21 protein-coding genes, 1 pseudogene and 3 riboswitches are annotated in these 24,073 nt (G+C 29.5%); of the genes and pseudogenes, 20 read left to right on the top strand and 2 right to left on the bottom strand.

The genetic code is table 11. The features are described from left to right. Positions 1-196 precede the first annotated feature (196 nt). Positions 197-280: riboswitch (cyclic di-GMP riboswitch) on the top strand. A 164-nt stretch (positions 281-444) separates the two neighbouring features. The 7 genes from ACN6I1_RS13665 to fabZ all read left to right on the top strand — a co-directional run bounded on the left by ACN6I1_RS13665 (position 445) and on the right by fabZ (position 6,425). Further along, complete coding sequence (locus tag ACN6I1_RS13665; RefSeq protein WP_021428328.1) at positions 445-1,191, top strand: YwmB family TATA-box binding protein; 747 nt, start codon at positions 445-447, stop codon at positions 1,189-1,191. 18 nt (positions 1,192-1,209) lie between these two features. Beyond that, a complete protein-coding gene (gene murA / locus ACN6I1_RS13660) occupies positions 1,210-2,463 on the top strand; it encodes a UDP-N-acetylglucosamine 1-carboxyvinyltransferase (RefSeq protein WP_021431555.1) in 1,254 nt (417 codons plus the stop codon). Positions 2,464-2,537: 74 nt separating this feature from the next. Then, positions 2,538-3,578 (top strand): stage II sporulation protein D, encoded by a 1,041-nt coding sequence (gene spoIID, locus ACN6I1_RS13655; RefSeq protein ID WP_419742227.1) that lies wholly within the window; start codon positions 2,538-2,540, stop codon positions 3,576-3,578. A 219-nt stretch (positions 3,579-3,797) separates the two neighbouring features. Continuing rightward, positions 3,798-4,478: a M23 family metallopeptidase gene (locus ACN6I1_RS13650; protein ID WP_021428283.1), complete on the top strand. Its 681-nt coding sequence runs from the start codon at positions 3,798-3,800 to the stop codon at positions 4,476-4,478. A gap of 97 nt (positions 4,479-4,575) precedes the next feature. Next, on the top strand, positions 4,576-4,842 hold the full coding sequence (gene spoIIID, locus ACN6I1_RS13645) for a sporulation transcriptional regulator SpoIIID (protein WP_021428251.1): 267 nt from the start codon (positions 4,576-4,578) through the stop codon (positions 4,840-4,842). 106 nt (positions 4,843-4,948) lie between these two features. Then, entirely contained in the window at positions 4,949-5,995 is a 1,047-nt protein-coding gene (locus tag ACN6I1_RS13640; protein WP_114542471.1) for a rod shape-determining protein, read from the top strand. A 1-nt stretch (position 5,996) separates the two neighbouring features. Then, positions 5,997-6,425 carry a 3-hydroxyacyl-ACP dehydratase FabZ gene (gene fabZ, locus ACN6I1_RS13635; protein WP_021431559.1) on the top strand — a complete coding sequence of 143 codons (429 nt, stop codon included), beginning with the start codon at positions 5,997-5,999 and terminating at the stop codon, positions 6,423-6,425. 56 nt (positions 6,426-6,481) lie between these two features. Here the strand turns inward: fabZ and yyaC are convergent, their stop codons facing one another. Beyond that, positions 6,482-6,991: a spore protease YyaC gene (yyaC, locus tag ACN6I1_RS13630; RefSeq protein WP_021428266.1), complete on the bottom strand. Its 510-nt coding sequence runs from the start codon at positions 6,989-6,991 to the stop codon at positions 6,482-6,484. A gap of 140 nt (positions 6,992-7,131) precedes the next feature. Then, positions 7,132-7,236, top strand: a riboswitch (SAM riboswitch). Positions 7,237-7,381: 145 nt separating this feature from the next. Here yyaC and metK point away from each other — a divergent pair. The 10 genes and pseudogenes from metK (at position 7,382) to ACN6I1_RS13580 (ending at position 21,254) form a co-directional block, all read left to right on the top strand. After that, the gene (metK, locus tag ACN6I1_RS13625) at positions 7,382-8,572 is read left to right on the top strand and encodes a methionine adenosyltransferase (RefSeq protein ID WP_021431560.1); all 1,191 of its coding nucleotides are present in this window, start codon (positions 7,382-7,384) and stop codon (positions 8,570-8,572) included. A 251-nt stretch (positions 8,573-8,823) separates the two neighbouring features. Then, positions 8,824-11,052 carry an ATP-dependent RecD-like DNA helicase gene (locus ACN6I1_RS13620; protein ID WP_025161479.1) on the top strand — a complete coding sequence of 743 codons (2,229 nt, stop codon included), beginning with the start codon at positions 8,824-8,826 and terminating at the stop codon, positions 11,050-11,052. Beyond that, positions 11,048-11,209: pseudogene (locus ACN6I1_RS13615) on the top strand (double zinc ribbon domain-containing protein); the annotation flags it as partial. The gene ACN6I1_RS13620 and the pseudogene ACN6I1_RS13615, both read left to right, overlap by 5 nt. Before the next feature lie 168 nt (positions 11,210-11,377). After that, complete coding sequence (locus tag ACN6I1_RS13610; RefSeq protein WP_226887884.1) at positions 11,378-11,797, top strand: ComF family protein; 420 nt, start codon at positions 11,378-11,380, stop codon at positions 11,795-11,797. Positions 11,798-12,413: 616 nt separating this feature from the next. Further along, entirely contained in the window at positions 12,414-12,965 is a 552-nt protein-coding gene (gene hpf, locus ACN6I1_RS13605) for a ribosome hibernation-promoting factor, HPF/YfiA family (RefSeq protein WP_114542376.1), read from the top strand. Positions 12,966-13,088: 123 nt separating this feature from the next. Then, a complete protein-coding gene (secA, locus tag ACN6I1_RS13600; protein ID WP_316707255.1) occupies positions 13,089-15,761 on the top strand; it encodes a preprotein translocase subunit SecA in 2,673 nt (890 codons plus the stop codon). A gap of 14 nt (positions 15,762-15,775) precedes the next feature. Further along, a protein-coding gene (gene prfB / locus ACN6I1_RS13595) for a peptide chain release factor 2 (protein ID WP_419742226.1) occupies positions 15,776-16,889 on the top strand; the annotation gives its coding sequence in 2 pieces (ribosomal slippage) (positions 15,776-15,838 and positions 15,840-16,889; 1,113 coding nt in all). A 143-nt stretch (positions 16,890-17,032) separates the two neighbouring features. After that, positions 17,033-19,183, top strand: a complete 2,151-nt coding sequence (locus ACN6I1_RS13590; protein WP_419742225.1) for a Tex family protein — start codon at positions 17,033-17,035, stop codon at positions 19,181-19,183. Positions 19,184-19,192: 9 nt separating this feature from the next. After that, entirely contained in the window at positions 19,193-20,356 is a 1,164-nt protein-coding gene (locus ACN6I1_RS13585) for an amidohydrolase (RefSeq protein ID WP_419742224.1), read from the top strand. 63 nt (positions 20,357-20,419) lie between these two features. Continuing rightward, positions 20,420-20,538: riboswitch (FMN riboswitch) on the top strand. Between the two features lie 110 nt (positions 20,539-20,648). Next, complete coding sequence (locus tag ACN6I1_RS13580; protein WP_085283399.1) at positions 20,649-21,254, top strand: ECF transporter S component; 606 nt, start codon at positions 20,649-20,651, stop codon at positions 21,252-21,254. Positions 21,255-21,438: 184 nt separating this feature from the next. Here the strand turns inward: ACN6I1_RS13580 and ACN6I1_RS13575 are convergent, their stop codons facing one another. Then, on the bottom strand, positions 21,439-22,287 hold the full coding sequence (locus ACN6I1_RS13575) for a GNAT family N-acetyltransferase (RefSeq protein ID WP_419742223.1): 849 nt from the start codon (positions 22,285-22,287) through the stop codon (positions 21,439-21,441). A 168-nt stretch (positions 22,288-22,455) separates the two neighbouring features. Between ACN6I1_RS13575 and tsaE the strand changes: the two genes are divergently transcribed. From tsaE to rimI, 3 genes are read left to right on the top strand one after another with little or no spacing between them, the layout of a single operon-like run. Further along, positions 22,456-22,908 (top strand): tRNA (adenosine(37)-N6)-threonylcarbamoyltransferase complex ATPase subunit type 1 TsaE, encoded by a 453-nt coding sequence (gene tsaE / locus ACN6I1_RS13570; protein WP_419742222.1) that lies wholly within the window; start codon positions 22,456-22,458, stop codon positions 22,906-22,908. Then, positions 22,908-23,624: a tRNA (adenosine(37)-N6)-threonylcarbamoyltransferase complex dimerization subunit type 1 TsaB gene (gene tsaB / locus ACN6I1_RS13565; RefSeq protein WP_419742221.1), complete on the top strand. Its 717-nt coding sequence runs from the start codon at positions 22,908-22,910 to the stop codon at positions 23,622-23,624. The genes tsaE and tsaB overlap by 1 nt, the downstream gene beginning before the upstream one ends. Further along, positions 23,614-24,072, top strand: a complete 459-nt coding sequence (rimI, locus tag ACN6I1_RS13560) for a ribosomal protein S18-alanine N-acetyltransferase (protein ID WP_419742220.1) — start codon at positions 23,614-23,616, stop codon at positions 24,070-24,072. The genes tsaB and rimI overlap by 11 nt, the downstream gene beginning before the upstream one ends. Position 24,073 lies beyond the last annotated feature (1 nt).

The following is a 24,073-nucleotide window of genomic DNA, read 5'->3' as shown; positions in this document are numbered from 1 at the left end:
TTGAGAATCACCTTTTTAAACTTTATGTATAATTTTATATACAATACTAATTTAAGATACTGACTAATTAACTAAATCTTAAAAATAGTGATTTGAAGCTTTTGAGAGTATAAGATAGGGTAAATCTAAATGAAACTCATACGAAAGCTTAAAAGCGCCAAATTTAGTCTCTAATGCGCAATTAAATATATTTCATAATGAATTGAGAAGCGAAGAACTATATCCTATATGTGGGCATCTTGGATATATGGAGTTATTGATGCAACCGGCTACACTTAAAATATAAGTATAGCTTTTTTATTGTGTAAAATTATATATAATTTAATATGTATAGAAAAAATTATAATAATATATTAAAATATTTTTGGAATCATGAATAGTATAACCAACCAATTTTTGTTAATACTTTATAGTATAAAACTGGAAATATGGGGAGGTAATACTATGAAAAAAATATTAGTGAGTATAAGTTTGATATTTATATTTTTATTAGGGATAGTTTTGTTCTATGGAGAATCAGAAGCTGAAATAAAGAATAATGGATATAATCAACTAGTAAATACTTTTGAAAGTATAGATAGTAATTTTAAATTTTATAATATGAAAGCTAATGCATATTTAGATAAATCTTTAGAAAAAGAAGAGATGAAAAATATTTGCATGGAAATAATTTCTAACTTAGGGCTTGAGGAATCTAATTTAAAATGGATTGAAAGTAAAAAGGATACTCAAACTCAGGTATATGCACAGATAGATGAAAAAGATAGAAATATATCTATCATTGTCGCTAATAAAGGTAAAAATGAGTCATATATTATAGTTGACATATTAGAAAATAAAGTATATAAAGATATAGTGGATATTTATACAGTTGTAGAAAATACTCTAAATTTGTATTGCAAAAAAGTCGATATTTATACATGTATGGCTGGAGAGTATAAAAAAAAGTTACAACTACACAAATATGATGATATTTTGAAAAAAATATTATATAATATGAATGCTAAAGAAATAGATAGGGTTGAAGAAGAAAACTTTATGTCGGTAACAGCTTTTAGTAAATTGATTAAAACTGATTACCTTGAATATTTGGGAAATAAGGTAAATTTAAATATAGGAATTAGGTATAGCGAAAACGAAGAAAAAACTATGATTTACGTAGCTACACCTATAATAAAATTAGATTATTAGTGTGAGGAGAAAAGTGAAATGGCAAAAATTTTAGTTAAGAAGAGTAATCCACTTGTAGGAAGTGTTAAAATAGATGGGGCAAAAAATGCAGTATTACCAATAATAGCAGCAACTTTATTAGCGGATGGAAAATCAGTGTTAAAAGGGGTTCCTAACTTAAAAGATGTACATGTAATATCTGACTTATTAAGACATTTAGGTGCTGAGGTTGAATATAAGGATTGTACATTAACAGTAGATGCAAGTAATATAAAGACTTGTGAAGCTCCATATGAGCTTGTAAGAAAGATGAGAGCATCATTCTTAGTAATGGGACCACTACTTGCTAGATTTAACCATACAAAGATATCTATGCCAGGAGGATGTGCAATAGGAACTAGACCTATAGATTTACATCTAAAAGGATTTAAGGCATTAGGAGCTAATGTAATAATAGATCATGGATTTGTGGAGGCTAATACGGAGAAATTAGTAGGAAGTAAGTTATACTTAGACTTCCCATCAGTAGGAGCTACAGAAAATATAATGATGGCTGCTGCTTTAGCAGAAGGTACTACTATAGTAGAAAATGCTGCAGAAGAACCAGAAATAGTTGATTTAGCAAACTTCTTAAATGAAATGGGAGCTGACGTAAAAGGGGCAGGAACTAACACAATAAGAATAAAAGGAGTTAAGTCACTTAAAGGTGCTGAACATACAGTTATACCAGATAGAATAGAAGCAGCTACATATATGGTTGCAGCAGCTATGACAAAAGGAGATATAACTATAGACAATGTAATTATGGAACATTTAAAGCCTGTTGTAGCTAAATTAAAAGAGGCTGGATGTGAAATAATAGATATGGATAATTCTGTGAGAGTCAAAGGACCTGAGGTATTAAAGCCAATAGATATCAAGACATTACCACACCCAGGGTTCCCAACAGATGTTCAAGCTCAATTTATGGCTATGGCTACTGTAGCAAATGGAACGGGAGTAGTTATAGAAACTGTATTTGAAAATAGATTTATGCACGTTGCAGAGTTCAATAGAATGGGCGCTAATATAAAAATAGAAGGTAGAAGTGCTATTGTTTCAGGTGTAGATCAATTACATGGATCAACAGTAAAAGCAACAGATTTAAGAGCTGGAGCTGCGTTAATTTTATGTGGACTTATAGCTGAAGGAGTAACTGAAATAGGAGATATATATCATATACAAAGAGGATATGTAGACATAGATAAGAAGATACAAGCATTAGGTGGAAATATAGAAATAATTGAAGACTAATAATTAGTCATAATTAACACGGGTTTTTCATAAAATTTATGGATTAGAAGTATTTATCCAAGGAGGAAAATTTTATGAAAAACCCATTGTTAGTTTTAGCTAGTACTGTTTTGGTAACTGCGGCGATACCTATTTGCGTATCTATATTTGCATATAGTTCGGATTCAAAGTCAGATATAGTACCACATATCCAAAATAAGTTGAAAATTGAAACTAAGCTAAAAATTAATAAAAAGAAAAGTGTTAAAAATTACGAAACTATAAATAAGGAATCACCTAAAATAAAGGTTTATAATCATAAAAAAGGAATAGTGGAGACTATAGACATAGAAGCTTATTTATGTGGAGTTCTTGCAGGGGAAATGTCTGCAGAGTTTGATAAAGAGGCTTTAAAGGCGCAAGCAGTAGCTGCTAGAACATTTACAGTATATAGTGAAAAAACTGGTAAGCATAAAAATGCAGCTGTATGTACAGATTATAAGCATTGTCAGGAATATAAAAGTAAATCAGAATTACTAAGTAAAAATGGCCAAGCTTGGATGGATAAATTTTATACAAAAATAGAACAAGTTGTGAAAGATACTAAGGGTCAAATTATAGTATATGAAGATGAGCCAATTTTACCATTATATTTTTCTACATCATCAGGAAATACAGAAAATAGTGAAGAGGTATTTAGTACTAAATATCCATATTTGAGATCTGTAGATAGTCCTTATGATAAAAATGCTCCTAAATATGCATCTAATGTTAAGATAAATAATTCTGACTTTATAAATACGTTGAGAAAAGGTTATCCTAATATGTCGATTTCTAATGATAAATTATCAAAACAAGTTAGTATAGAAGAAAGAAGTAAAGGTGGGTCGGTTGAGAAGATAAAGATTGGAAATAAAGAGATATCAGGCCGTGACATAAGGAGTTTATTTAATTTAAATTCTGCTAACTTTGATTTGAAATTTAATAAAGATTATGTGGATATTGTTGTAAAAGGATATGGTCATGGTGTAGGTATGAGTCAATGGGGAGCAGAAGGAATGGCTAAGGATGGGTATAAATATTATGAAATATTAGAACATTATTACTCAAATGTTAATATTAAAGATACATATTAAAAACTCTAAACTAACTTGATTTGCAAGTTAGTTTAGAGTTTTTTTGTATTTCAAGAATTAAATGAAATGAAGAGATGAAGATATATTAATTTATTTATATATAGTGAAAAATTAATATTAAAAATATGAAAATAAAATAAATATAAAAGAATAAAAATTGTATAAAAATAACAAATAAGGTACAAAATACAAATGTATGAATATATTTGGAGGTGCGTCATGAAAAAGAAAAAACTATTAGAGAAAGATGGTTTTTACTTAGCCTTATTTGTATGTGTTTGTTTAGTAGCAATTGGAGGTATTTGGTTTACAAAAAACAGTGTGGATGATTTAGCTTCAAAAAACGGTTTTTTAGATAATCAAAATAAAGTAGCAAAAGGTGATGAAGAAGGCGAAATTCACCTAATAGAAAAAGATGATAAAACTGTGCCAACAGCTACCAATTCAAAAGAGAACTTAGATAAGGTAAAAGAAAAAGAAGTTGTTAAAAAGGAAGAAACTAAAATAAACTATCTAGGAGAAAAAGTGACTAGAGAGTATTCAGAAAAAGAGCCTAGTTACTCAAGTACATTAGATGTATGGGAAATACATAAAGCATTAGATGTACAAGCTAAAAAAGGAAGTAAGGTAAAATCAGTTGTCAATGGTAAAGTAACAGATGTATTTAAAGATGACCAACATGGAGTATCTGTAAAAGTGGAATCTAAAGATAAAGTAGCTGTTGTTTATTCAAACTTAGATGACAAAGTATCTGTTAAAAAAGGTCAAGAAGTTAAAGACGGAGATGTAATAGGAAAAGTTGGTAATACTACTAGTGTAGAAAGTTTAGAAGGTGCACACGTGCATGTAACTGCAACAAAAGATGGTAAATCTATAGACCCTATGACGTTAATTAAATAAAAAATATAACAAGCTTAATCAAATTTGATTAAGCTTGTTATATTTTTTTGTTTTTTTACATATATATCACTAAGGTAGGATTTAAGGGGGGGAAGCTTTGAGATCGCATATAGAGGAAAGAGCTATAGTTGTAGCAAAGTATATATTAGAAAAGAAAACAACAGTTAGACAAACTGCTAAAACATTTGGAGTAAGTAAAAGTACTATACACAAAGATGTAACTGAACGATTAGAAGAAATTAATCCATCTCTTGCAAAAGAGGTTAAAATGGTTTTGGAAAAGAATAAATCTGAAAGGCATATAAGAGGGGGAATGGCAACAAAACAAAAATATGAAGTGAAGTGTAATAAAAATGTAGGTTAAAAAACCTACATTTTTTTCTTGACTAAAAACAAGTTTTTGTATATTTTGTATGTAGAGTGTTAAAATTAACGAAAAGTTTATATAAATTGAGAAGGAGTTGAATTTAATGACAAAAGGAGCGGATATAGGTATCGATTTAGGTACTGCAAATGTTCTTGTATATGTCAATGGAAGGGGTATTGTTGTAAAAGAACCTTCTGTTGTAGCAATAGATAAAAAGTCACAAACTGTTTTAGCTGTAGGTGATGAAGCTAGAAAGATGATAGGAAGAACACCAGGAAATATAGTAGCTATAAGACCTTTAAAAGATGGAGTAATATCTGATTATAATATTACTGAAAAAATGTTAACATATTATGTAGACAAAGTGGTAGACAAGAAAGGTTTTTCACGATTTTTCATGCCTAGAATAATGGTATGTGTACCAACGGGAGTTACAGAGGTAGAAAAGAGAGCTGTAGAGGAAGCTACAAGACAAGCTGGAGCTAGAGACGTTTATATAATAGAAGAACCTATAGCAGCGGCTATAGGGGCCGGATTAGATATATCTAAACCTGATGGTAATATGGTTGTTGATATAGGTGGAGGAACAGCAGATATAGCCGTAATATCTTTAGGAGGAGCGGTTGTAAGTGAATCTATAAGAATTGGTGGAGATAAGTTTGATGAATATATAGTAAATTATATGAGAAAAAAACATAATTTACTTATAGGGGATAGAACTGCTGAACAAGTTAAAATTAATATTGGGACTGCATATCCTAGAGAAGAAGAAGTTACTATGGATGTAAAAGGTAGAAATTTAGTAACAGGACTTCCTCAAAAAATAACTATAGACTCAAAGGAAATGCTAGATGCTTTGGCAGATGGAGTTAACCAAATTGTTTCTACTGTTAGATCTGTACTTGAAAAAACTCCTCCAGAACTTGCAGCAGATATAAGTGAAAGTGGAATAATAATGACAGGTGGAGGAGCTCTTTTATATGGACTAGACAAAAGAATAGAGGAAAGTACAGGTATGCAAGTTAAAATAGCTGAAGATCCTTTATCTTGTGTTGCGAAAGGGACAGGAGAGTCATTATCAGCTTTAGATATGTTAGAAACAGGTGGAACAGGGTTATTCAAAAGAAAAACTATAAAAGGAGAAGAATAATATGCTAAATATTGATCAAATAAAAGAATTAATACCTCATAGGTATCCATTTTTACTTGTAGATAAAGTTGTTGAACTTGAAGAAGGTAAAAGAGCTGTAGGGATAAAAAATGTAAGTGTTAATGAACCATTTTTCCAAGGACATTTTCCAGAATACCCTATAATGCCAGGAGTTCTAATAATAGAAGCTATGGCTCAAGTTGGAGCTGTGGCTATGATGTCTATAGATGAAAATAAAGGGAAACTAGGTGTGTTTGCAGGTATAGATAAAGTTAGATTTAAAAAAGAAGTTAGACCGGGAGATACATTAAGAATGGAAGTTGAAATGACTTCTTTAAGAAGAAATATAGGTAAGGCCAATGCAAGCGCATATGTTGATGGAGAATTAGTTTGTAGCGGAGAATTAATGTTTGCATTAGTTCAAAAATAAAGAAGCTGTCTTTTGACAGCTTCTTTATTTTTTAGTATAAAGGGGATATATTGAAATCAGGTTGAAAGTATTAAGGATAATGCTATTATTTCAGCCATATCTAAAATAAAGCTTAGACGGATACTATTAAATGAAAACTTATTATTTTCGTCTACTTTATCAACAATACCAACGATAGAATAATTCCCAATTTCAGGAAGTTTCTTACCTACTCCCTTTCCGGGCAGGATAGGTCCTTTTCTTACTTGTAAATTTCCTATATTGCTTTTTGATCCTAGACAAGCATCTATAGCCAGAAAATTACCATTAACATGTTTTTTCTTTATAGACTGTAGGGATTCATATATATTTAAAGCATGAATAGGTTTATCTAAAGTACCATAAACAGGATATTTATAATTGCTGTTTTTTAACATCGTTCCAACTAAAGGGCCTAAAGAATCGCCTATAGCTCTATCTGTTCCTATACAAACTATAACCGTATTCTCATCAATTATATCTTTTAATGTATCACTAAGGATTTGAACAACATTATCTTTTTTATAGTTTACTTTAGCCAAATACATAGGAACATCCCCCCTTAAAATAAATATATGAGAGCCTAAAGTAAAAAATAACATTTAAAATTTAAAGAAACATATTGATAAGAATCATTAATAATAGTATAATTAATAAAGTAATAAAAAATTAATAAAATTTCTTAATTACCTTATTAAGAGAGGTGGAGGGACAGGCCCTGTGAAACCCAGCAACCATTCCGAATGGAAAAGGTGCTAATTCCTACAAGATTTTATATCTTGAAAGATGAGGTTAGTTAATTATTGACGAATATAATTAACCTCTTCTTATAAAAAGAAGAGGTTTTTTTAATATCAAGAAAGACTATTCCAATTATGGATCTAAGGTAATAGAAAGAATTTTAATCTAAGGTTAAAAGATAAAAGGAGGAAACATTAATGGCAAAACATTTATTTACTTCAGAATCAGTTACAGAAGGGCATCCAGATAAAATATGTGATCAAATATCAGATGCAATACTAGATGCACTTTTAGAAAAAGATCCACAAGCTAGAGTTGCTTGCGAAACAACAGTTACAACAGGATTAGTATTAGTTGCAGGAGAAATAAGTACTAACACTTACGTTGATATACCTAAATTAGTTAGAGAAACAGTTAAAGAAATAGGATACACTAGAGCTAAGTTTGGATTTGACGGAGATACTTGTGCAGTTATAACTTCTATAGATGAGCAATCAGGGGATATTGCTATGGGAGTTGATGAAGCTTTAGAAAATAGAAGCGGTGAATTAACTGAAGATGAAATAGAGAAAATAGGAGCTGGAGACCAAGGTATAATGTTTGGTTTCGCATGTAATGAGACAGAGGAATTAATGCCTCTTCCAATATCTCTTGCTCATAAGTTATCAAGAAGATTAACAGAAGTTAGAAAAAGTGGAGAATTAGAATACTTAAGACCAGATGGAAAGACTCAAGTTACTGTTGAATACGATGGAAATAAAGCAGTTAGAGTTCATACAGTATTAATATCTACTCAACATTGTGAAACAGTAAGTACTGAGACAATAAGAAAAGATTTAATAGAAAAAGTTATAAAAGTTGTTATACCAGAAGCACTTTTAGATGAAGAAACTAAAATATATATAAATCCAACTGGAAGATTCGTTATAGGAGGACCTCAAGGAGATACAGGTCTTACTGGAAGAAAGATAATAATAGATACTTACGGTGGATACTCAAGACATGGAGGAGGAGCTTTCTCAGGAAAAGATCCTACAAAAGTTGATAGATCAGCAGCATATGCTGCAAGATACGTTGCGAAAAATATAGTAGCAGCAGGACTTGCAGATAAATGTGAAATAGAGTTAGCTTATGCTATAGGAGTTGCTAGACCATTATCTGTATTCATAGATACATTTGGAACTGGAAAAGTAAGTGAAGAATTACTTGTTGATTTAGTTAACAAGAACTTTGATTTAAGACCAGGAGCAATAATAAGAGATTTAGACTTAAGAAAGCCTATGTACAAAAATGTTGCAGCTTATGGACACTTTGGTAGAACTGACTTAGATTTACCATGGGAAAGAACTAATAAAGCTGAAGCTTTAAGAGAGCAAGCTGGATTATAATAAATATTTATATTAGTAATAAGAAGACTGTAGATTTACAGTCTTCTATTTTTTTTATATAAATTTAGCTGTATAATAATAGTAAATTATGTAAACGCTAAAATTAGCATTTTTATGCTTAAGGAAATTATATATAGTAAAGAATTATTAATCATTCAGTGAGATTAATTAAATTAATAGATTATTTTTGAGAGCAAAAAATTTACATACATAGTTGTTAAAGAGAATCGAATTTTTATAGGAGATTATTTATGGAAAAGATTGAAGGAATGGTAAGTGATATTATATTTAAAAATGAAGATAATGGATATGTTATAGCTCATTTATCAAATGAAAATAACGATATAGTTATAGTTGGATGTATGCCTACTTTAACAGTTGGAGAGAGTATAGAAGTTGAAGGTAAGTGGATAAATCATAAAACTTATGGAACTCAATTTGAGGTTAACTCATTTCTGCCAGTGACACCATCATCTATAGAAGGTATATATGTATACTTATCCTCTGGAGTAATAAAAGGGATAGGAGAAAAGATGGCAAAGAGGATAATAGAAAAGTTTGGAGTAGATACCTTGGATATTATTCAAAATTCTCCACATAGGCTTTCAGAAGTTGAGGGTATAGGGAGCAAAAAAATTGAGCAGATAGCTAAAAGTTATGAAGAAAATAGAGAATTAAGAAATATAATAATGCATTTATCTCCTTATGGAATAACTCCTAATTTTTGTTTAAAGATATATAAAAGATATAAGAATAAAGCAATAGATATAATAACTAAAAACCCATATAAGTTAGCAGAAGATATAAGAGGAGTAGGATTTAAAGTAGCAGATAAAATAGCGTCAAATTTAGGAATAGATAAATTTTCTAAAGATAGAATAATGCAAGGTATCTTATACACATTAAATCAATCTTTAGGAAGTGGTCATACATATTTACCTAAGGATATCTTAATAGATGAAGCTAGCAAGTTGTTAGGTGTAGATAATGAATATATTTCAGATTCAATTTTAAGCTTAGCTTATGATCAAAAAATTCATATTGAAAGAAATTTTGGAGATGAAGAGCACATATATCTAATACCATACTATCTATCTGAGAATGGAGTTTGTAAGCAAATCATAAAATTATCTCAATCTCAATTTAAAGAATTAAATATAGATATAGATGAAGAAATAGAAAATATAGAAAAAGAAACTGATATAAAGTTAGCTACAAATCAAGTATTAGCAGTAAAAGAAGCTGTTGAAGGTGGATTAGTAGTTATTACTGGAGGTCCCGGAACAGGAAAGACGACGACTATAAATACTATAATAAAAGTATTTGAAAATAATAAACAAGAAGTTCTTTTAGCCGCACCTACAGGGAGAGCAGCAAAGAGGATGAGTGAGACTTCTAATAAAGATGCTAAAACAATTCATAGGCTTTTAGAAATGGGATATGCAACAGATTCAGAAGAACTGGTTTTTTTAAAAGATGAAGAAGACCCTATAAAAGCAGATGTAGTTATTGTTGATGAAGTTTCGATGGTAGATATTGTTTTAATGTATAGCTTATTAAAAGCAATAAAACCAGGAACTAGATTAATTTTAGTTGGAGATAGTGATCAGTTACCATCTGTTGGAGCTGGAAATGTTTTAAAAGACATTATTGATTCAGATGTTATAAATGTTGTTAGATTGAATGAGATTTTTAGACAAGCTCAGGAAAGTATGATAGTTGTAAATGCACATAGAATAAACAAAGGATTGCCACTTCACCTAAATGTTAAAGGGAAAGATTTTTTCTTTATAAAAAAAGATACAAATGAAGCAATTTTAGAAGAAATAGTTGGATTAGTTAGCCAAAGGCTACCTAAATTTTATAACTTAGACAAGCTACAAGATATACAAGTTCTTGCACCTATGAGAAAGGGTGATTTAGGTGTTACAAATTTAAATATAGAGTTACAAAAATATTTAAATAAAGAAGAAAAGTTTAAAGTTGAAGAAACACTACAAAAAAGGATTTTTAGAGTTGGCGATAAAGTTATGCAAATAAAAAATAATTATACTAAAAAATGGGAAAATGAAGATAAGAGTGAAAGTGGAGAAGGTATATACAATGGAGATATAGGTTATATTTATCATATAGATAAGGAAAATAAAATTATATATGTTCTATTTGATAAAACTAAAATAGTGTCTTATGAATACTCTGAGTTAGATGAACTGGATCACAGTTTTTGTACTACAATACACAAAAGTCAGGGAAGTGAATTTCCAGCTATTGTAATTCCAGTAACTTGGGCTCCGCCTATGCTATTAAATAGAAATCTACTTTACACAGCAGTAACTAGAGCTAAACAATTAGTAGTTTTAGTTGGAGATGTTAAATACTTAGAATTTATGATAAAAAACAATAGGATAAATGATAGACACTCTAATTTAAGTAAAAAATTGAATAGATTAAAAAAAGAAGGGGTGTTGATAAAAAATTAAATCAATTTTTTATAAAATTTTAGATATAATATATCCTGAAAATATTAAGTGTATTATATGCAATAAACCTATTAGTAAAAATAATACATACTCATTATGTAAAGATTGTTTCAATGAACTAAATTTTATAAATGATGGATGTATAAAATGTGGAAAAACTATATTAAATGAAACTATAGAAACATTAAAGCCTGAAGACTTATTAAATGGATGCCCGTCTTGTATAAATAAAACGTATTATTTTGAAAAAGCTATAGGATGTATAGAATATAGTGAAACTAGTAAAAAGATAGTATTTGGGTTTAAATACAATGATAAAACATTTATGGCAAATATTATATCTAAGATAATGAAAGAAAAGTTAGATACTCAAAATATAAATTATGATTACATACTGTATGTTCCATTACATAAGAAAAGGGAAAGAAAAAGAGGGTTTAACCAATCAAAACTTATTGCAAAAAAGCTTGGTAAAATAGAAAATATAAAGGTTTTAGATTCTATATACAGGAATAAGAATACTACTAAATTATTTAAATTAACAAATGAAGAAAGATCGAGAGAGGTAAAAAATGCATTTGGTTTTTATAAGAGCATAAATTTATGTAAAAATAAAAATGTATTACTTATAGATGATATATTTACTACGGGAAGTACTGTAAATGAAATATCAAAAATATTGAAACTTAAAGGTGTTAAAAAAATTTATATATGTACATTTTTAACTAGAATAAATTGTTATTGACATATTAGTCTTAAGATATTAAAATGTATTAGTAATGTGTTAGGTCTGTGGTTGAAAGTTCATGCCAGTTGCAGGCGAAAGGACCCACGTAAGTTAACCCTAAAAATGGGGTTAATGATCATGGTGCAGCTTAGAAGTAAGACCTGCCGATATTAAAATCGAGAGAGTCAGTAGTGCGGCGAACCCAAGCGAAATCTCCAGCAGGCGAGTGTGGGGGCAAAGACCAGGTCAGCTAAAATATTACTAAAGTACCTTTAGAGGTGCTTTTTTTTTGCTTAAATACAATTTTTTTGTAATTTATTCGAAAATATGACAACAATAAACAAATTAATAACAAATAAACATTAGTTCTGTGGATAGAAATTGAGTAAAGAATGTGTAAAAATAAATAAATACAGACTTATTAACATTTTTATCCACATTATCCACAGGTTATAATGATAAATCAATCCACATGTTGGTCAAGGTTTACGATTAATCGACAAAAATAAATTTATTTACTTTGAATATTATGATTCCAAGAAGCTAACAATAAAAATAAAGGAAATTGAATTTAAACATAGAAATTATAAGTATAAGTTATTGTACTTATATATACCTGAAGGGAGATGTTCTTATGAATATAAAAATATCTGGGAAACAAATGGATTTAACAGATGCAATAAAGGATTCAGTAGCAGAAAAATTAGAAAGATTAGACTACTACCTTCACCCAGAAACAGAAGTAAAAGTTACAGTAAGTGCTAAAAAGGCAAGACAAAAAGTAGAAGTAACTATAATACCAATAAGTGGTCCTATAATAAGAGCAGAAGATACAGAGGAAAATTTATATGCTGCTATAGATGTAGTATATGATAAGTTAAACACTCAGTTAAGAAAGTATAAAAAAAGAGTACAAGATAAACATCAATCAAATGAAAGTATAAGATTTAGCCATATAGAAGATTTATCAGAAGAAGAGTTAAATGATGAAAATGAAAATTCTATAAATATTTCAATAGAAAGAAATAAGAAATTTAATATGAAGCCAATGAGTCCAGAAGAAGCAGTTTTACAAATGGATTTATTAGGACATGACTTTTTCATATTTACAAACACTCAAACTGATGATATATCAATAGTGTATAAAAGAAAAAATGGCGGTTATGGAATGATAGAACAAGCGTAGAATTTAAATTAGTTATTAAAGCTATCGATAAAAATAATAATCGATAGCTTTTTAAATATAAAATGCAAAGATTTTATGGTAGAATGTATATTATACATATAATGGACGAGGAGAGATAAGTATATGGGTTTTTTAGATAATATATTTAATATGGCTGATAAAAGAGAAATGAAAAAATTCAGCAAAACAGTTGATGAGATAGATGCTTTAGAATCGAAATTTCAAGGAATGTCAGATAGTGAATTAAAAAATATGACTAATGTTTTTAAAGATAGACTTAATAATGGGGAAACAGTAGATGACGTATTAGCAGAAGCATTCGCGGTTGTAAGGGAAGCTTCAAAAAGAGTACTTGGGATGAGACAATATAGAGTTCAGCTTATAGGTGGAATAGTTCTTCACCAAGGAAGAATAGCTGAGATGAAAACTGGAGAAGGTAAAACTTTAGTTGCAACAGCTCCAGTTTATTTAAATGCGTTAACTGGTAAAGGTGTACATGTTGTAACAGTAAATGATTACCTAGCAAAACGTGATAAAGAGCAAATGGGTAAAATATATGAGTTTTTAGGAATGACAGTTGGGGTTATAGTCCATGGACAAAATCCTCAAGAAAGAAAAGAACAGTATGAATGTGATATAACTTATGGAACAAACAATGAATATGGATTTGATTATCTAAAAGATAATATGGTTATACATAAAGAGCAAAAGGTTCAAAGAGAATTAAACTATGCAATAGTCGATGAGGTCGACTCTATATTAGTCGATGAAGCTAGAACACCTCTTATAATATCAGGACCTGGAGATAAATCAACACATCTATACGGTGATGCAAATACATTTGTACATACTTTAAAAGAAGATAACTATGAGATAGATGAAAAACAAAAATCAGTTTCTTTAACTGAAAGTGGTATACAAAAAGCAGAAGTTTATTTTAATGTTGAAAATATAACAGATATAGCTCATATAGAGTTATACCATCATATAAATCAAGCATTAAAAGCTCATAAAATAATGAAGTTAGATGTAGATTATGTTGTAAGAGATGGCGAAATAGTTATTGTTGATGAATTTACTGGAAGACTTATGTTTGGTAGAAGATATTCTGAAGGATTACATCAAGCAATTGAAGCTAAAGAAGGATTAAGAATACAAAGAGAATCTAAGACTTTAGCAACTATAACATTCCAAAACTACTTTAGAATGTACAATAAGTTATCAGGAATGACAGGTACAGCTAAAACAGAAGAAGAAGAATTTAAAGCAATATACAAAATGGATGTTGTACAAATTCCAACTAACCAACCTATATTAAGAGAAGATTTAGCAGATTGTGTTTATAAGAGTGAACTAGGAAAGTTCAATGCAGTCGTTGAAGATATTATAGAAAGACATAAGAATAATCAACCAGTACTTGTTGGTACAGTATCTATAGAAAAATCTGAAGTTCTATCTATGCTTTTAAAGAGAAAAGGTGTAAAGCACGAAGTATTAAATGCTAAAAACCATCATAAAGAAGCAGAGATAGTAGCTCAAGCAGGTAGATTAGGTGCAGTAACTATCGCCACTAATATGGCAGGTCGTGGTACCGATATAGTTTTAGGAGGGAACCCTGTATTCTTAACTAAAAAAGAAATGAAGAAGATAGGATACCCTGAGGACATAATAAACAAAGTAGATGCTGATATAGAGAGTTTAGGTATAGAGTTAACTGATGAAATAGTGAAAGCTAAGTCTGATTTTGATAAAATACTTAAAAAATATAAATTACAAACTGAAGAAGAGCAGAATAAAGTTAGAGAAGCTGGCGGGTTAGCTATAATAGGTACAGAAAGACATGAATCTCGAAGAATTGATAATCAGTTACGTGGTCGTGCTGGTCGTCAAGGGGACCCAGGAAGTTCAAGGTTCTATATAAGTTTAGAAGATGAGCTTATGAGACTATTCGGAAGTGATAGAATTTCTGGAATGGTTGAAAAAATAGGATTAGATGAAGAAACACCTATAGAGGCTAAGATGTTGACTAAATCAATAGAAAATGCTCAAAAGAAAGTTGAAGGAAGAAACTTTGGTATAAGAAAGCACGTTCTTCAATATGATGATGTTATGAATAAACAAAGAGAGATAATATACGAACAAAGAGGACGTGTATTAGAAGGTGAAGACTTAGAAGAGCAAGTTCAAACAATGATAATGGCTATAATATCAGATGGATATGATATATATGTGACAGATCAAGGATTTGATTTACATGCATACAAAGATTATTTATATCATATGTTTATGCCTAAAGGCAGCTTAGAAGCTGAAAATCTTGAAAACATGAAAAAAGAAGAAGTTATAGACGCAGTATATAACTTAGCTAAAAAAATATATGAAGAAAAAGAAAATATGGTTGGATCTGAAAGAATGAGAGAAATCGAGAGAGTTATACTTTTACAAGCTGTTGACTCTTATTGGATAGACCATATAGATGCCATGGATCAATTACGTCAAGGTATCGGACTTAGAGCTATAGGCCAGCAAGACCCAGTTGTAGCTTATAAGTTAGAAGGATTTGACATGTTTGATAATATGACAAAAGCTATACAAGAAGATACTGTAAGATATTTATATAACTTTACAATAGAAGAACCGATACAAAGAAAACAAGTAGTAGATGTAGAAAAAATATCTTCAAATGCAGACGAAGGTCAAGGAAATAAACCTGTTAAGAAAGATGAAGAAACAGGAAGAAATGATGAATGTCCTTGTGGAAGTGGTAAAAAATATAAAAAGTGTTGCGGTAGATAGTTTGGAGGTTGTATATGCTTAATGTACAAGAATATAGACATAGAATAGAAGAGATGTCTAATAATATAGAAGAATTGAGGGCTTCTCTTTGACATAGAAAGCCTGAATGAAAGAATTATTAGAAGTGAAAAAATAATGAGTGAACAAGACTTCTGGAATGATAATGAAAAAGCACAGCGTGTACTTCAAGAAAATAAAAATCTAAAAGATATTGTAGATGAGTACAATCATCTACAATCATCTGTAGAAGATGCAGAAGTACTTCTTGAGTTAGCTCAAGAAGAAGCTGATGATTCATTAGAGAAAGAAGTTGAAAGTACAATAACTTCACTTGAGAAAGAGATTGATAAAGTTAAAATAAAAACTTTATTGAGTGGAGAATATGATAGAAACAATGCGATTTTATCTATAAATGCAGGTACAGGTGGATTAGATGCTCAAGATTGGGCCGAAATGTTACTGAGAATGTATGATAGATGGGCTAATTCTAAAGGATTTAAAGTTAAAACATTAGATTTACAATCAGACACAGAAGCTGGTATAAAAAGTGCAACTATACAAATTGAAGGACTTAATGCATATGGATATTTAAAAAGTGAAAAAGGAGTGCATAGAATTGTAAGAATATCTCCTTTTGATCCATCTGGAAAAAGACATACTTCTTTTGCATCAATTGATGTAATTCCAGAATTAGATGAAAGTATAGAAATTGATATAAATCCTTCGGATTTAAAAGTAGATACATATAGAGCATCTGGTGCTGGAGGACAGCATATAAATACTACTGATTCTGCAGTAAGGATAACTCATATACCAACAGGTGTAGTTGTACAGTGTCAAAATCAAAGATCTCAGCACAGTAATAAAGATACTGCTATGAGAATGTTAATGGCTAAACTTATAGAGCTAAAAGAATTAGAACAAAAGGAAACTATAGAAGATTTACAAGGTAAATATTCTCAAATAACTTGGGGAAGCCAAATAAGATCTTATGTATTCCAACCATACAAGTTAGTAAAAGATCACAGAACAAATGCTGAGATAGGAAATGTTGACAGTGTTATGGATGGTAATATAGATTTATTTATAAATGAATATTTAAAAATGACTAAAGTAAATAATGTATAGAACATAAGGGTGTGTTTCAAAATAGTATGAAAAATACATAAGTTTTGCTTCCAAAGCATAAATAGTTTTAATGGTCGCAAAACTTATGTATTTATTCTTATCTATTTATTTTGAGGCACGCCCCTTTTTAGGAGGGATTTAAATTGGATATAAATAAAATATTAAAAGAAGAGTTTAACTTAAGAGATTCTCAAGTTGAAAATACTATAAAGCTTATAGATGAAGGAAACACTATACCATTTATAGCCAGATATAGAAAAGAAATGACTGGTGAAATGAGTGATGTTATACTTAGAGCTTTTTATGATAAATTAGTTTATTTAAGAAATTTACAAAGTAGAAAAGATGATGTACAAAGGATAATAGATGAACAAGGTAAGTTAACGGATGAAATATTAAAAAATATAAAGATAGCTAAAACGCTTCAAGAAGTTGAAGATATTTATGCTCCATATAAACAAAAGAAAAGAACAAGAGCAACTATTGCAAAAGAAAAAGGTTTAGAAAATTTAGCTATAGCTATATTAAATGATAAAGTAGATATAAATTTAGAATGTAAGAAATATATAAATAAAGATAAAGACGTAAACTCTGAAGAAGATGCATTAAAAGGAGCTAAGGATATAATAGCAGAATTAGTTTCAGAAGATGCCAAGCTAAGAAAGTATATAAGAGAGTTAGCTTTAAGAGAAGGCGTTATATCAAGTAAAAACTCAAAAGATGAAAAATCTGTATATGATATGTATTACGAATTTAGTGAATCTGTGAAAACTATAGCTCCTCATAGAGTGTTGGCTATAAATAGAGGAGAAAAAGAAGAATATTTAAAAGTTAAATTAGAAATTAATAATGAAAAAGTAATAAACCATATAGTTGATGTATATGTTAATAAAAATAACCAAGTAAATAAAGAAGAAATAATTTCTGCTATAGAAGATTCATACAAAAGACTTATATTCCCTTCGATAGAAAGAGAGATAAGAAATCATTTAACTGATTTAGCACATGAAAGAGCAATAAGTGTTTTTGGACAAAATGTTAAGAGCTTACTACTTCAACCACCTGTAAAGGATAAAGTGGTTATGGGATTTGACCCAGCATATAGAACTGGATGCAAGATAGCTGTTGTAGATAAGAATGGTAAGTTATTAGATTATACAACTGTATATCCAACTAAACCTCAAAATGATGTAGATGGAGCAAAGCAGACTTTAAAAGGACTTATAGAAAAATATAATATAGATATAATTTCTATAGGTAATGGTACCGCATCGAGAGAATCAGAACAATTTGTATCTGAAATGATAGGTGAGATAAATGGTAATGTTCAATACACTATAGTAAGTGAAGCAGGTGCATCTGTATATTCAGCATCAGAGCTTGCTAATGAAGAACATCCAGACATAAATGTATCTATAAGAGGAGCTATATCTATAGCAAGAAGATTGCAAGACCCTTTAGCTGAGTTAGTGAAAATTGATCCTAAAAGTATTGGAGTAGGACAATATCAACATGATCTTAATAAAAAAAGATTAGAAGAAGTTTTAAGTGGAGTTGTAGAAGATGCAGTAAACTCTGTAGGTGTAGACTTAAATACAGCTTCATATTCATTGCTTGAACATGTAGCAGGGATAAGCAAAACTATAGCGAAAAATATAATTGAGTATAGAGAAGAAAATGGAGATTTTACATCAAGAGCTCAAATTAAAAAAGTTAAAAGATTAGGGCCACAAGCATTTACTCAATGTGCAGGGTTTATGAGAATAACAAATTCAAAAAAACCTTTAGACAATACAGGTGTACATCCTGAAAGTTATGATACTTGTAAAAGTTTAATGGAGACACTGGGATACTCATTAAATGATTTAAAAAATAGAAATGTAGATGAAATAGATTCTAAGATATCAGATATTGGAATAAACAAATTAAGTGAAGAATTAGAAGTAGGAATTGTTACTTTAAAGGATATTATATCTGAAATAAAAAAACCAGGAAGAGATCCAAGAGAAGAAGGGATTAAACCTGTACTTAGAACAGATGTATTAAAAATTGAAGATATAAAAGAAGGTATGGTTTTAAAAGGAACTGTAAGGAATGTTGTAGATTTTGGAGCATTCGTTGATATTGGAATAAAAAATGATGGTTTAGTTCATAAATCACAAATGAGTAATAAATTTGTAAAAGATCCTATGACAGTAGTAACTGTAGGGGATGTAATAGATGTAAAAGTAATAGGGATAGATTTAAAAACACAAAAGGTTTCTTTAACTATGAAAGATATAAAAGAAGTATAGGAGGAATAAATGCTTTTTATAAAAAATGGAATTATAAACACAGTCACTAATGGAATTATAAAGGGTGACATACTTATTGAAAATGGGAAAATAATAGAAATTGGAGCAGATATAGTTGCACCATTAGATGTAGAAGTTATAGATGCAAATGGAAGTTTAATTTTCCCTGGATTTATAGATGCTCATACACATTTAGGTTTATGGGAAGATGGTATGGGATTTGAGGGAGCTGATGGAAATGAAGAAACAGATCCAATAACACCACATTTAAATCCTATAGATGGAATAAATCCTATGGAAAGAAGTTTTGAAGAAGCGAGAAACGGTGGAATTACATCTGCATGTAGTACACCAGGAAGTGCAAATGTTATGGGAGGACAATGTATCGCTATAAAGACTGTTGGTAGAAGAATAGATAAGATGATAATAAAAAATCCTGTGGCATCAAAAATAGCTTTTGGTGAAAATCCAAAAAGTTGTTATGGACAAGAAGAAAAAGCTCCACAAACTAGAATGGCAATTGCTGCGATGTTAAGAGAAACATTAAAAGAAGCTGAGCAGTATCTAGAAGATATAAGATTACATGAAGAAGATGATGAAAATGAAAAGCCTGATTATGATATGAAAATGGAAAGTTTACTTCCAGTATTAAATAGAGAAATTCCATTTAAAGTACATGCACATAGAGCTGATGACATGTTTACAGCGATAAGAATTGCAAAAGAATTCAATTTAAAGTTAACATTAGATCATTGTACAGAAGGGCATTTAATAGTTGAAGATTTAGTAGAAGAAGCGTATCCAGTTATAGTCGGGCCTTCGCTTTCTGAAAGATCAAAAATAGAATTAAGAAATTTAACTTTTGATACAGCTGGGGTTTTATCAAATGCAGGAATGCAAGTTTCACTAACTACAGATCATCCTGTAGTTCCTCTACATTACTTACCTGTATGTGCAGGAATAGCGGTTAAACATGGAATGGATTCTAAAAAAGCTATAGAAGCAATAACTATAAATCCTGCAAAAACATTAGGGATAGACAATAGGGTAGGTTCTATAGAAGTTGGGAAAGATGCAGATATAGTTATATGGGATAATAATCCTTTAGAAATTCAAAGCAATGTCCTGTATACTATAATTGATGGAAAAGTTGTATATAGAAAACAAGCTTAATTAATATTGACATATTTAAATTTTATTAATAATATATAGATATAAGGAAAATTAAATAGCACGTAAGATCTTCGGGGCAGGGTGAAATTCCCTACCGGCGGTATAGCCCGCGAGCTACATTTGTAGCATGACTTGGTGAGATTCCAAGGCCGACAGTAAAGTCTGGATGAGAGAGGATTAGTATATATGTATAAGAAAGATATTATTGTTTTAATATACTTAAAAAACTAAGCTCGAAGAGATTCTTTGGGCTTTTTCTTTTTCCTAAAATTAAAATTAGGAGGTTTTTTAAATGGATAATATATTCAGCAATAAAAAAACTATGAGTACAAATACAATGACAAAGGTAGCTATTTTATCAGCAATTTCTTATATTTTAATGTTTATAGCAATACCTATTCCAGGTATATTTCCTGATTTCTTAAAACTAGATATATCAGATGTTCCTGCTATATTTGGAGGTATGGCATTAGGGCCAGTAGCAGGTTTTACAATAGTTCTTATTAAAAATTTATTCCAAGCAATGACAGCATCAACAACAGCTTGGATAGGTGAAACAGCAAACTTATTAATTGGTGGTTCATATGTAGTGATTTTATCATTAGCATACAGACACAAAAGAAATATAAAGGGATTATTTTTAGGATTTTTCTTAGGAACAATAGTTATGATAGTAATAGGGTGTTTAACTAACTATTACATGCTACTACCTTTTTATGGGAAAGTGATGCCTATGGAAGCTATAGTAAATATGGGACATGTAATAAATCCTAATGTAGTAGATTTAAAGAGTTTTGTTATTTGGATGATAGCTCCATTTAACTTAGTTAAAGCAATACTAATGTCAGTAATTACATTACCTCTTTATAAAAAGATGGAGGTAATATTAAAAAAATAAATTAATTAAGGAGATATACCAAAAACTAGGGTGTTCATAGATAAATATATAAGTTTCGCTCCATGAAAGCTTAAAAGATGCTTTCAAAATGTCGCTAAAACTTATATATTTATCATTCACTACCTATTTTGATATATCTCCTTTTTTATGAGCAACGGACGAAGTCGCTCAAGCGAAGCAAATTTTATTTTTCATCATAAACATAATAGACACAATCATTTTTAAAATTAGATATTGATTCAAAATTATTTTCTTTAAGCTGATTTATAAGATTATCATATGGATTTGTTATATAAATTTCAGCCTCTTTTGATTTACATTTCAATAAAGAATAATTAGTAGCATCATTAATTCCTTCAAATGTGTTATCTATACATATAATAGATGGACATCCTTTCATTTTTATAATACATTTATGACCATTAACTATTAATAAAGAATCACTTTTAACTAAATCATTAAAAATATTTTCGCAAATATTTAAAAATGTAAATCCATAAGTTAGTTTATAATTACAAGTTTTAAAATAATCGAGATTTTTAAATTCTTCATAAGAAATATTCCATTTTTCAACTTTAAAATCTAATAAATTTAAGTTAGATTTTTTTATGAAATCATAATCTTTAAAAACTATTAAGCAACTCTGAGCTAAATAAAAATTCTTAGCTTCCATCATTTTTATACTAGCTTGAGTGTCTATATGAGTACACATTGCTATATTTGTTATTTTATTATTTCTTAAATCTTCTCTTGCTAAATTAAATAGCATATCAGAAATAGCATGGGCAAGTTGCTGTCCCCTATAATCTATATGTACTCTAAGTCCTTCAAGCCATCCTTGTCTATCTGGTAAAACTGTATACTTACCAACTGCTACAACTTTACCTTCTTTAACTAATCCAATAAAACAACCTTCTTTATCATCAACCCATTTGTGAAAGACTTTGGGTAAATAGTCATGGCCATCCCAAATGTTTCGAGATATATCTACTATATCATCGAAATCATCGTGTGTTAGAACTTTGTAATTCAAAAATATCACCCCTTTTAATAAATAATATTACCATAAGTTGTAAAATATATGGTATATAATAAAAACTTTGTGAATGTAAGGCTTTATAATAGTAATTTGTTATAATATAATAATATCTGTTACGTTAACAATTTAGATAAACAAGTCTTACTTATGGAGATGATATAGATGATTAAAATATATTTAGAAAATGAAGAGCAAACAAGAGATATAGGATTTAAATTAGGTAAACTTTTAACGCCAAAAAGTGTAGTATGCTTAATAGGTGATTTAGGTGCAGGAAAAACTACTATGACTCAAAGCTTAGCACAATCTTTAGAAGTAGATGATTATATAACTAGTCCTACTTTTACAATAGTAAATGAATATGAAGGTAAAATGCCTTTATACCATTTTGATGTGTATAGAATTGGAAGTAGTGATGAAATGTATGATATAGGATTTGATGAGTATATAAATGGAGATGGAGTTTGTATAATTGAATGGGCAAACTTAATCGATGATATACTACCAGACGAATATTTATATATAGAAATGAACTATAAAGAAAATGGAAGAGAAATGATACTGACTCCAAAAGGAGAAAAGTATGAAGAAATAGTTAAGGAGCTGACTAAGTAATGAAAATTTTAGGTATAGATACAGCTACACATTCAACAAGTGTATGTATTGTAGAAGATGATAAGCTAATATGTGAATACACAGTGAATACTAAAAAAACACATTCACAAAAACTAATGATTATGATTGAATCAATGATAAAAGAAAGTGATTTAAATATAAAAGATATTGATGCAATAGCTATATGTATAGGTCCAGGTTCATTTACAGGATTAAGAATTTCTATGGCTACAGCTAAGGCTATAGCACAAGTTAGAAACCTACCAATAATAGCTGTTGATTCACTAGAATCTTTAGCTTTCAATATGAATCTTTGTGAGAGAGTGATTTGTCCTATACTAGATGCACAAAGAAACCAAGTTTACACAGGAAAATATAGATTTGAAAATGGAGAATTTAAAACATTAGAAGATGTAAAAGTAGTTACAATAGATGAATTAGTAGATGAACTATCTAAATCAAATGAAGAGTTTATTGTTGTTGGAGAAGCTACAAATTTATATAAAGAAAAACTTGATGAAGTTAAAAATTCTTATATAGCATCTGTATCTAACAATGTAAGTAAAGCTAGTAGTTTATGTGCTGTAGCTGGAATTAAATTCAAGAAAGATGTAGATGTACATAATTGCTATACTATAAATCCGATGTACATAAGAAAGTCTCAAGCGGAAGTTCAGTATGAGGAAAAAATGAAGAGGCTAGAAAATGATAAATAATAATTTAATAATAAGAGACATGGTAAGCAGTGATGTAGATAGAGTTTTTGAAGTTGAAAAAAATTGTTTTGAACATTATTGGTCTAAAGGTGAATTTGAAAAAGAGATGAAAAATGATGTTGCTAATTATTTAGTAGCAGAAATTGATAAAAAGATTGTGGGTTACGTAGGTATATGGTTTATAGCTGGAGAAGGTCATATAACAAATGTAGCTGTACATAGTGATTTTAGAGGACAAAAGATAGGTGATGAACTTATCAAGCATCTTGTTAAAAAATGCAAAGAAAATCACATATTTGCTATGACATTAGAAGTTAGAGTATCTAATGTAGTAGCTCAAAATTTATATAAAAAATATGGATTTAAATTAGCAGGGATAAGAAAAGAGTATTATAGTGACAATAAAGAAGATGCAATGATAATGTGGAGCCAATTAAAAGAGGTGTAGT

The organism is Paraclostridium dentum (assembly GCF_048568265.1).
Classification (GTDB): Bacteria; Bacillota; Clostridia; order Peptostreptococcales; family Peptostreptococcaceae; genus Paraclostridium; species Paraclostridium dentum.
The sequence above is the reverse complement of the archived record's forward strand: the minus strand, read 5'-3'. Positions and strand labels throughout refer to the sequence as shown.

Bases quoted from the DNA above. Each gene is read 5' to 3' on its own strand.
- ACN6I1_RS13620 (WP_025161479.1), top strand. From the start codon at position 8,824: ATGGAAAAGATTGAAGGAATGGTAAGTGATATTATATTTAAAAATGAA.
- ACN6I1_RS13580 (WP_085283399.1), top strand. From the start codon at position 20,649: ATGGATAATATATTCAGCAATAAAAAAACTATGAGTACAAATACAATG.
- tsaE (WP_419742222.1), top strand. From the start codon at position 22,456: ATGATTAAAATATATTTAGAAAATGAAGAGCAAACAAGAGATATAGGA.
- ACN6I1_RS13640 (WP_114542471.1), top strand. From the start codon at position 4,949: ATGACAAAAGGAGCGGATATAGGTATCGATTTAGGTACTGCAAATGTT.
- fabZ (WP_021431559.1), top strand. From the start codon at position 5,997: ATGCTAAATATTGATCAAATAAAAGAATTAATACCTCATAGGTATCCA.
- rimI (WP_419742220.1), top strand. From the start codon at position 23,614: ATGATAAATAATAATTTAATAATAAGAGACATGGTAAGCAGTGATGTA.
- ACN6I1_RS13585 (WP_419742224.1), top strand. From the start codon at position 19,193: ATGCTTTTTATAAAAAATGGAATTATAAACACAGTCACTAATGGAATT.
- hpf (WP_114542376.1), top strand. From the start codon at position 12,414: ATGAATATAAAAATATCTGGGAAACAAATGGATTTAACAGATGCAATA.
- ACN6I1_RS13650 (WP_021428283.1), top strand. From the start codon at position 3,798: ATGAAAAAGAAAAAACTATTAGAGAAAGATGGTTTTTACTTAGCCTTA.
- ACN6I1_RS13665 (WP_021428328.1), top strand. From the start codon at position 445: ATGAAAAAAATATTAGTGAGTATAAGTTTGATATTTATATTTTTATTA.
- tsaB (WP_419742221.1), top strand. From the start codon at position 22,908: ATGAAAATTTTAGGTATAGATACAGCTACACATTCAACAAGTGTATGT.
- metK (WP_021431560.1), top strand. From the start codon at position 7,382: ATGGCAAAACATTTATTTACTTCAGAATCAGTTACAGAAGGGCATCCA.
- murA (WP_021431555.1), top strand. From the start codon at position 1,210: ATGGCAAAAATTTTAGTTAAGAAGAGTAATCCACTTGTAGGAAGTGTT.
- spoIID (WP_419742227.1), top strand. From the start codon at position 2,538: ATGAAAAACCCATTGTTAGTTTTAGCTAGTACTGTTTTGGTAACTGCG.
- ACN6I1_RS13610 (WP_226887884.1), top strand. From the start codon at position 11,378: ATGGCAAATATTATATCTAAGATAATGAAAGAAAAGTTAGATACTCAA.
- secA (WP_316707255.1), top strand. From the start codon at position 13,089: ATGGGTTTTTTAGATAATATATTTAATATGGCTGATAAAAGAGAAATG.
- yyaC (WP_021428266.1), bottom strand. From the start codon at position 6,991: ATGTATTTGGCTAAAGTAAACTATAAAAAAGATAATGTTGTTCAAATC.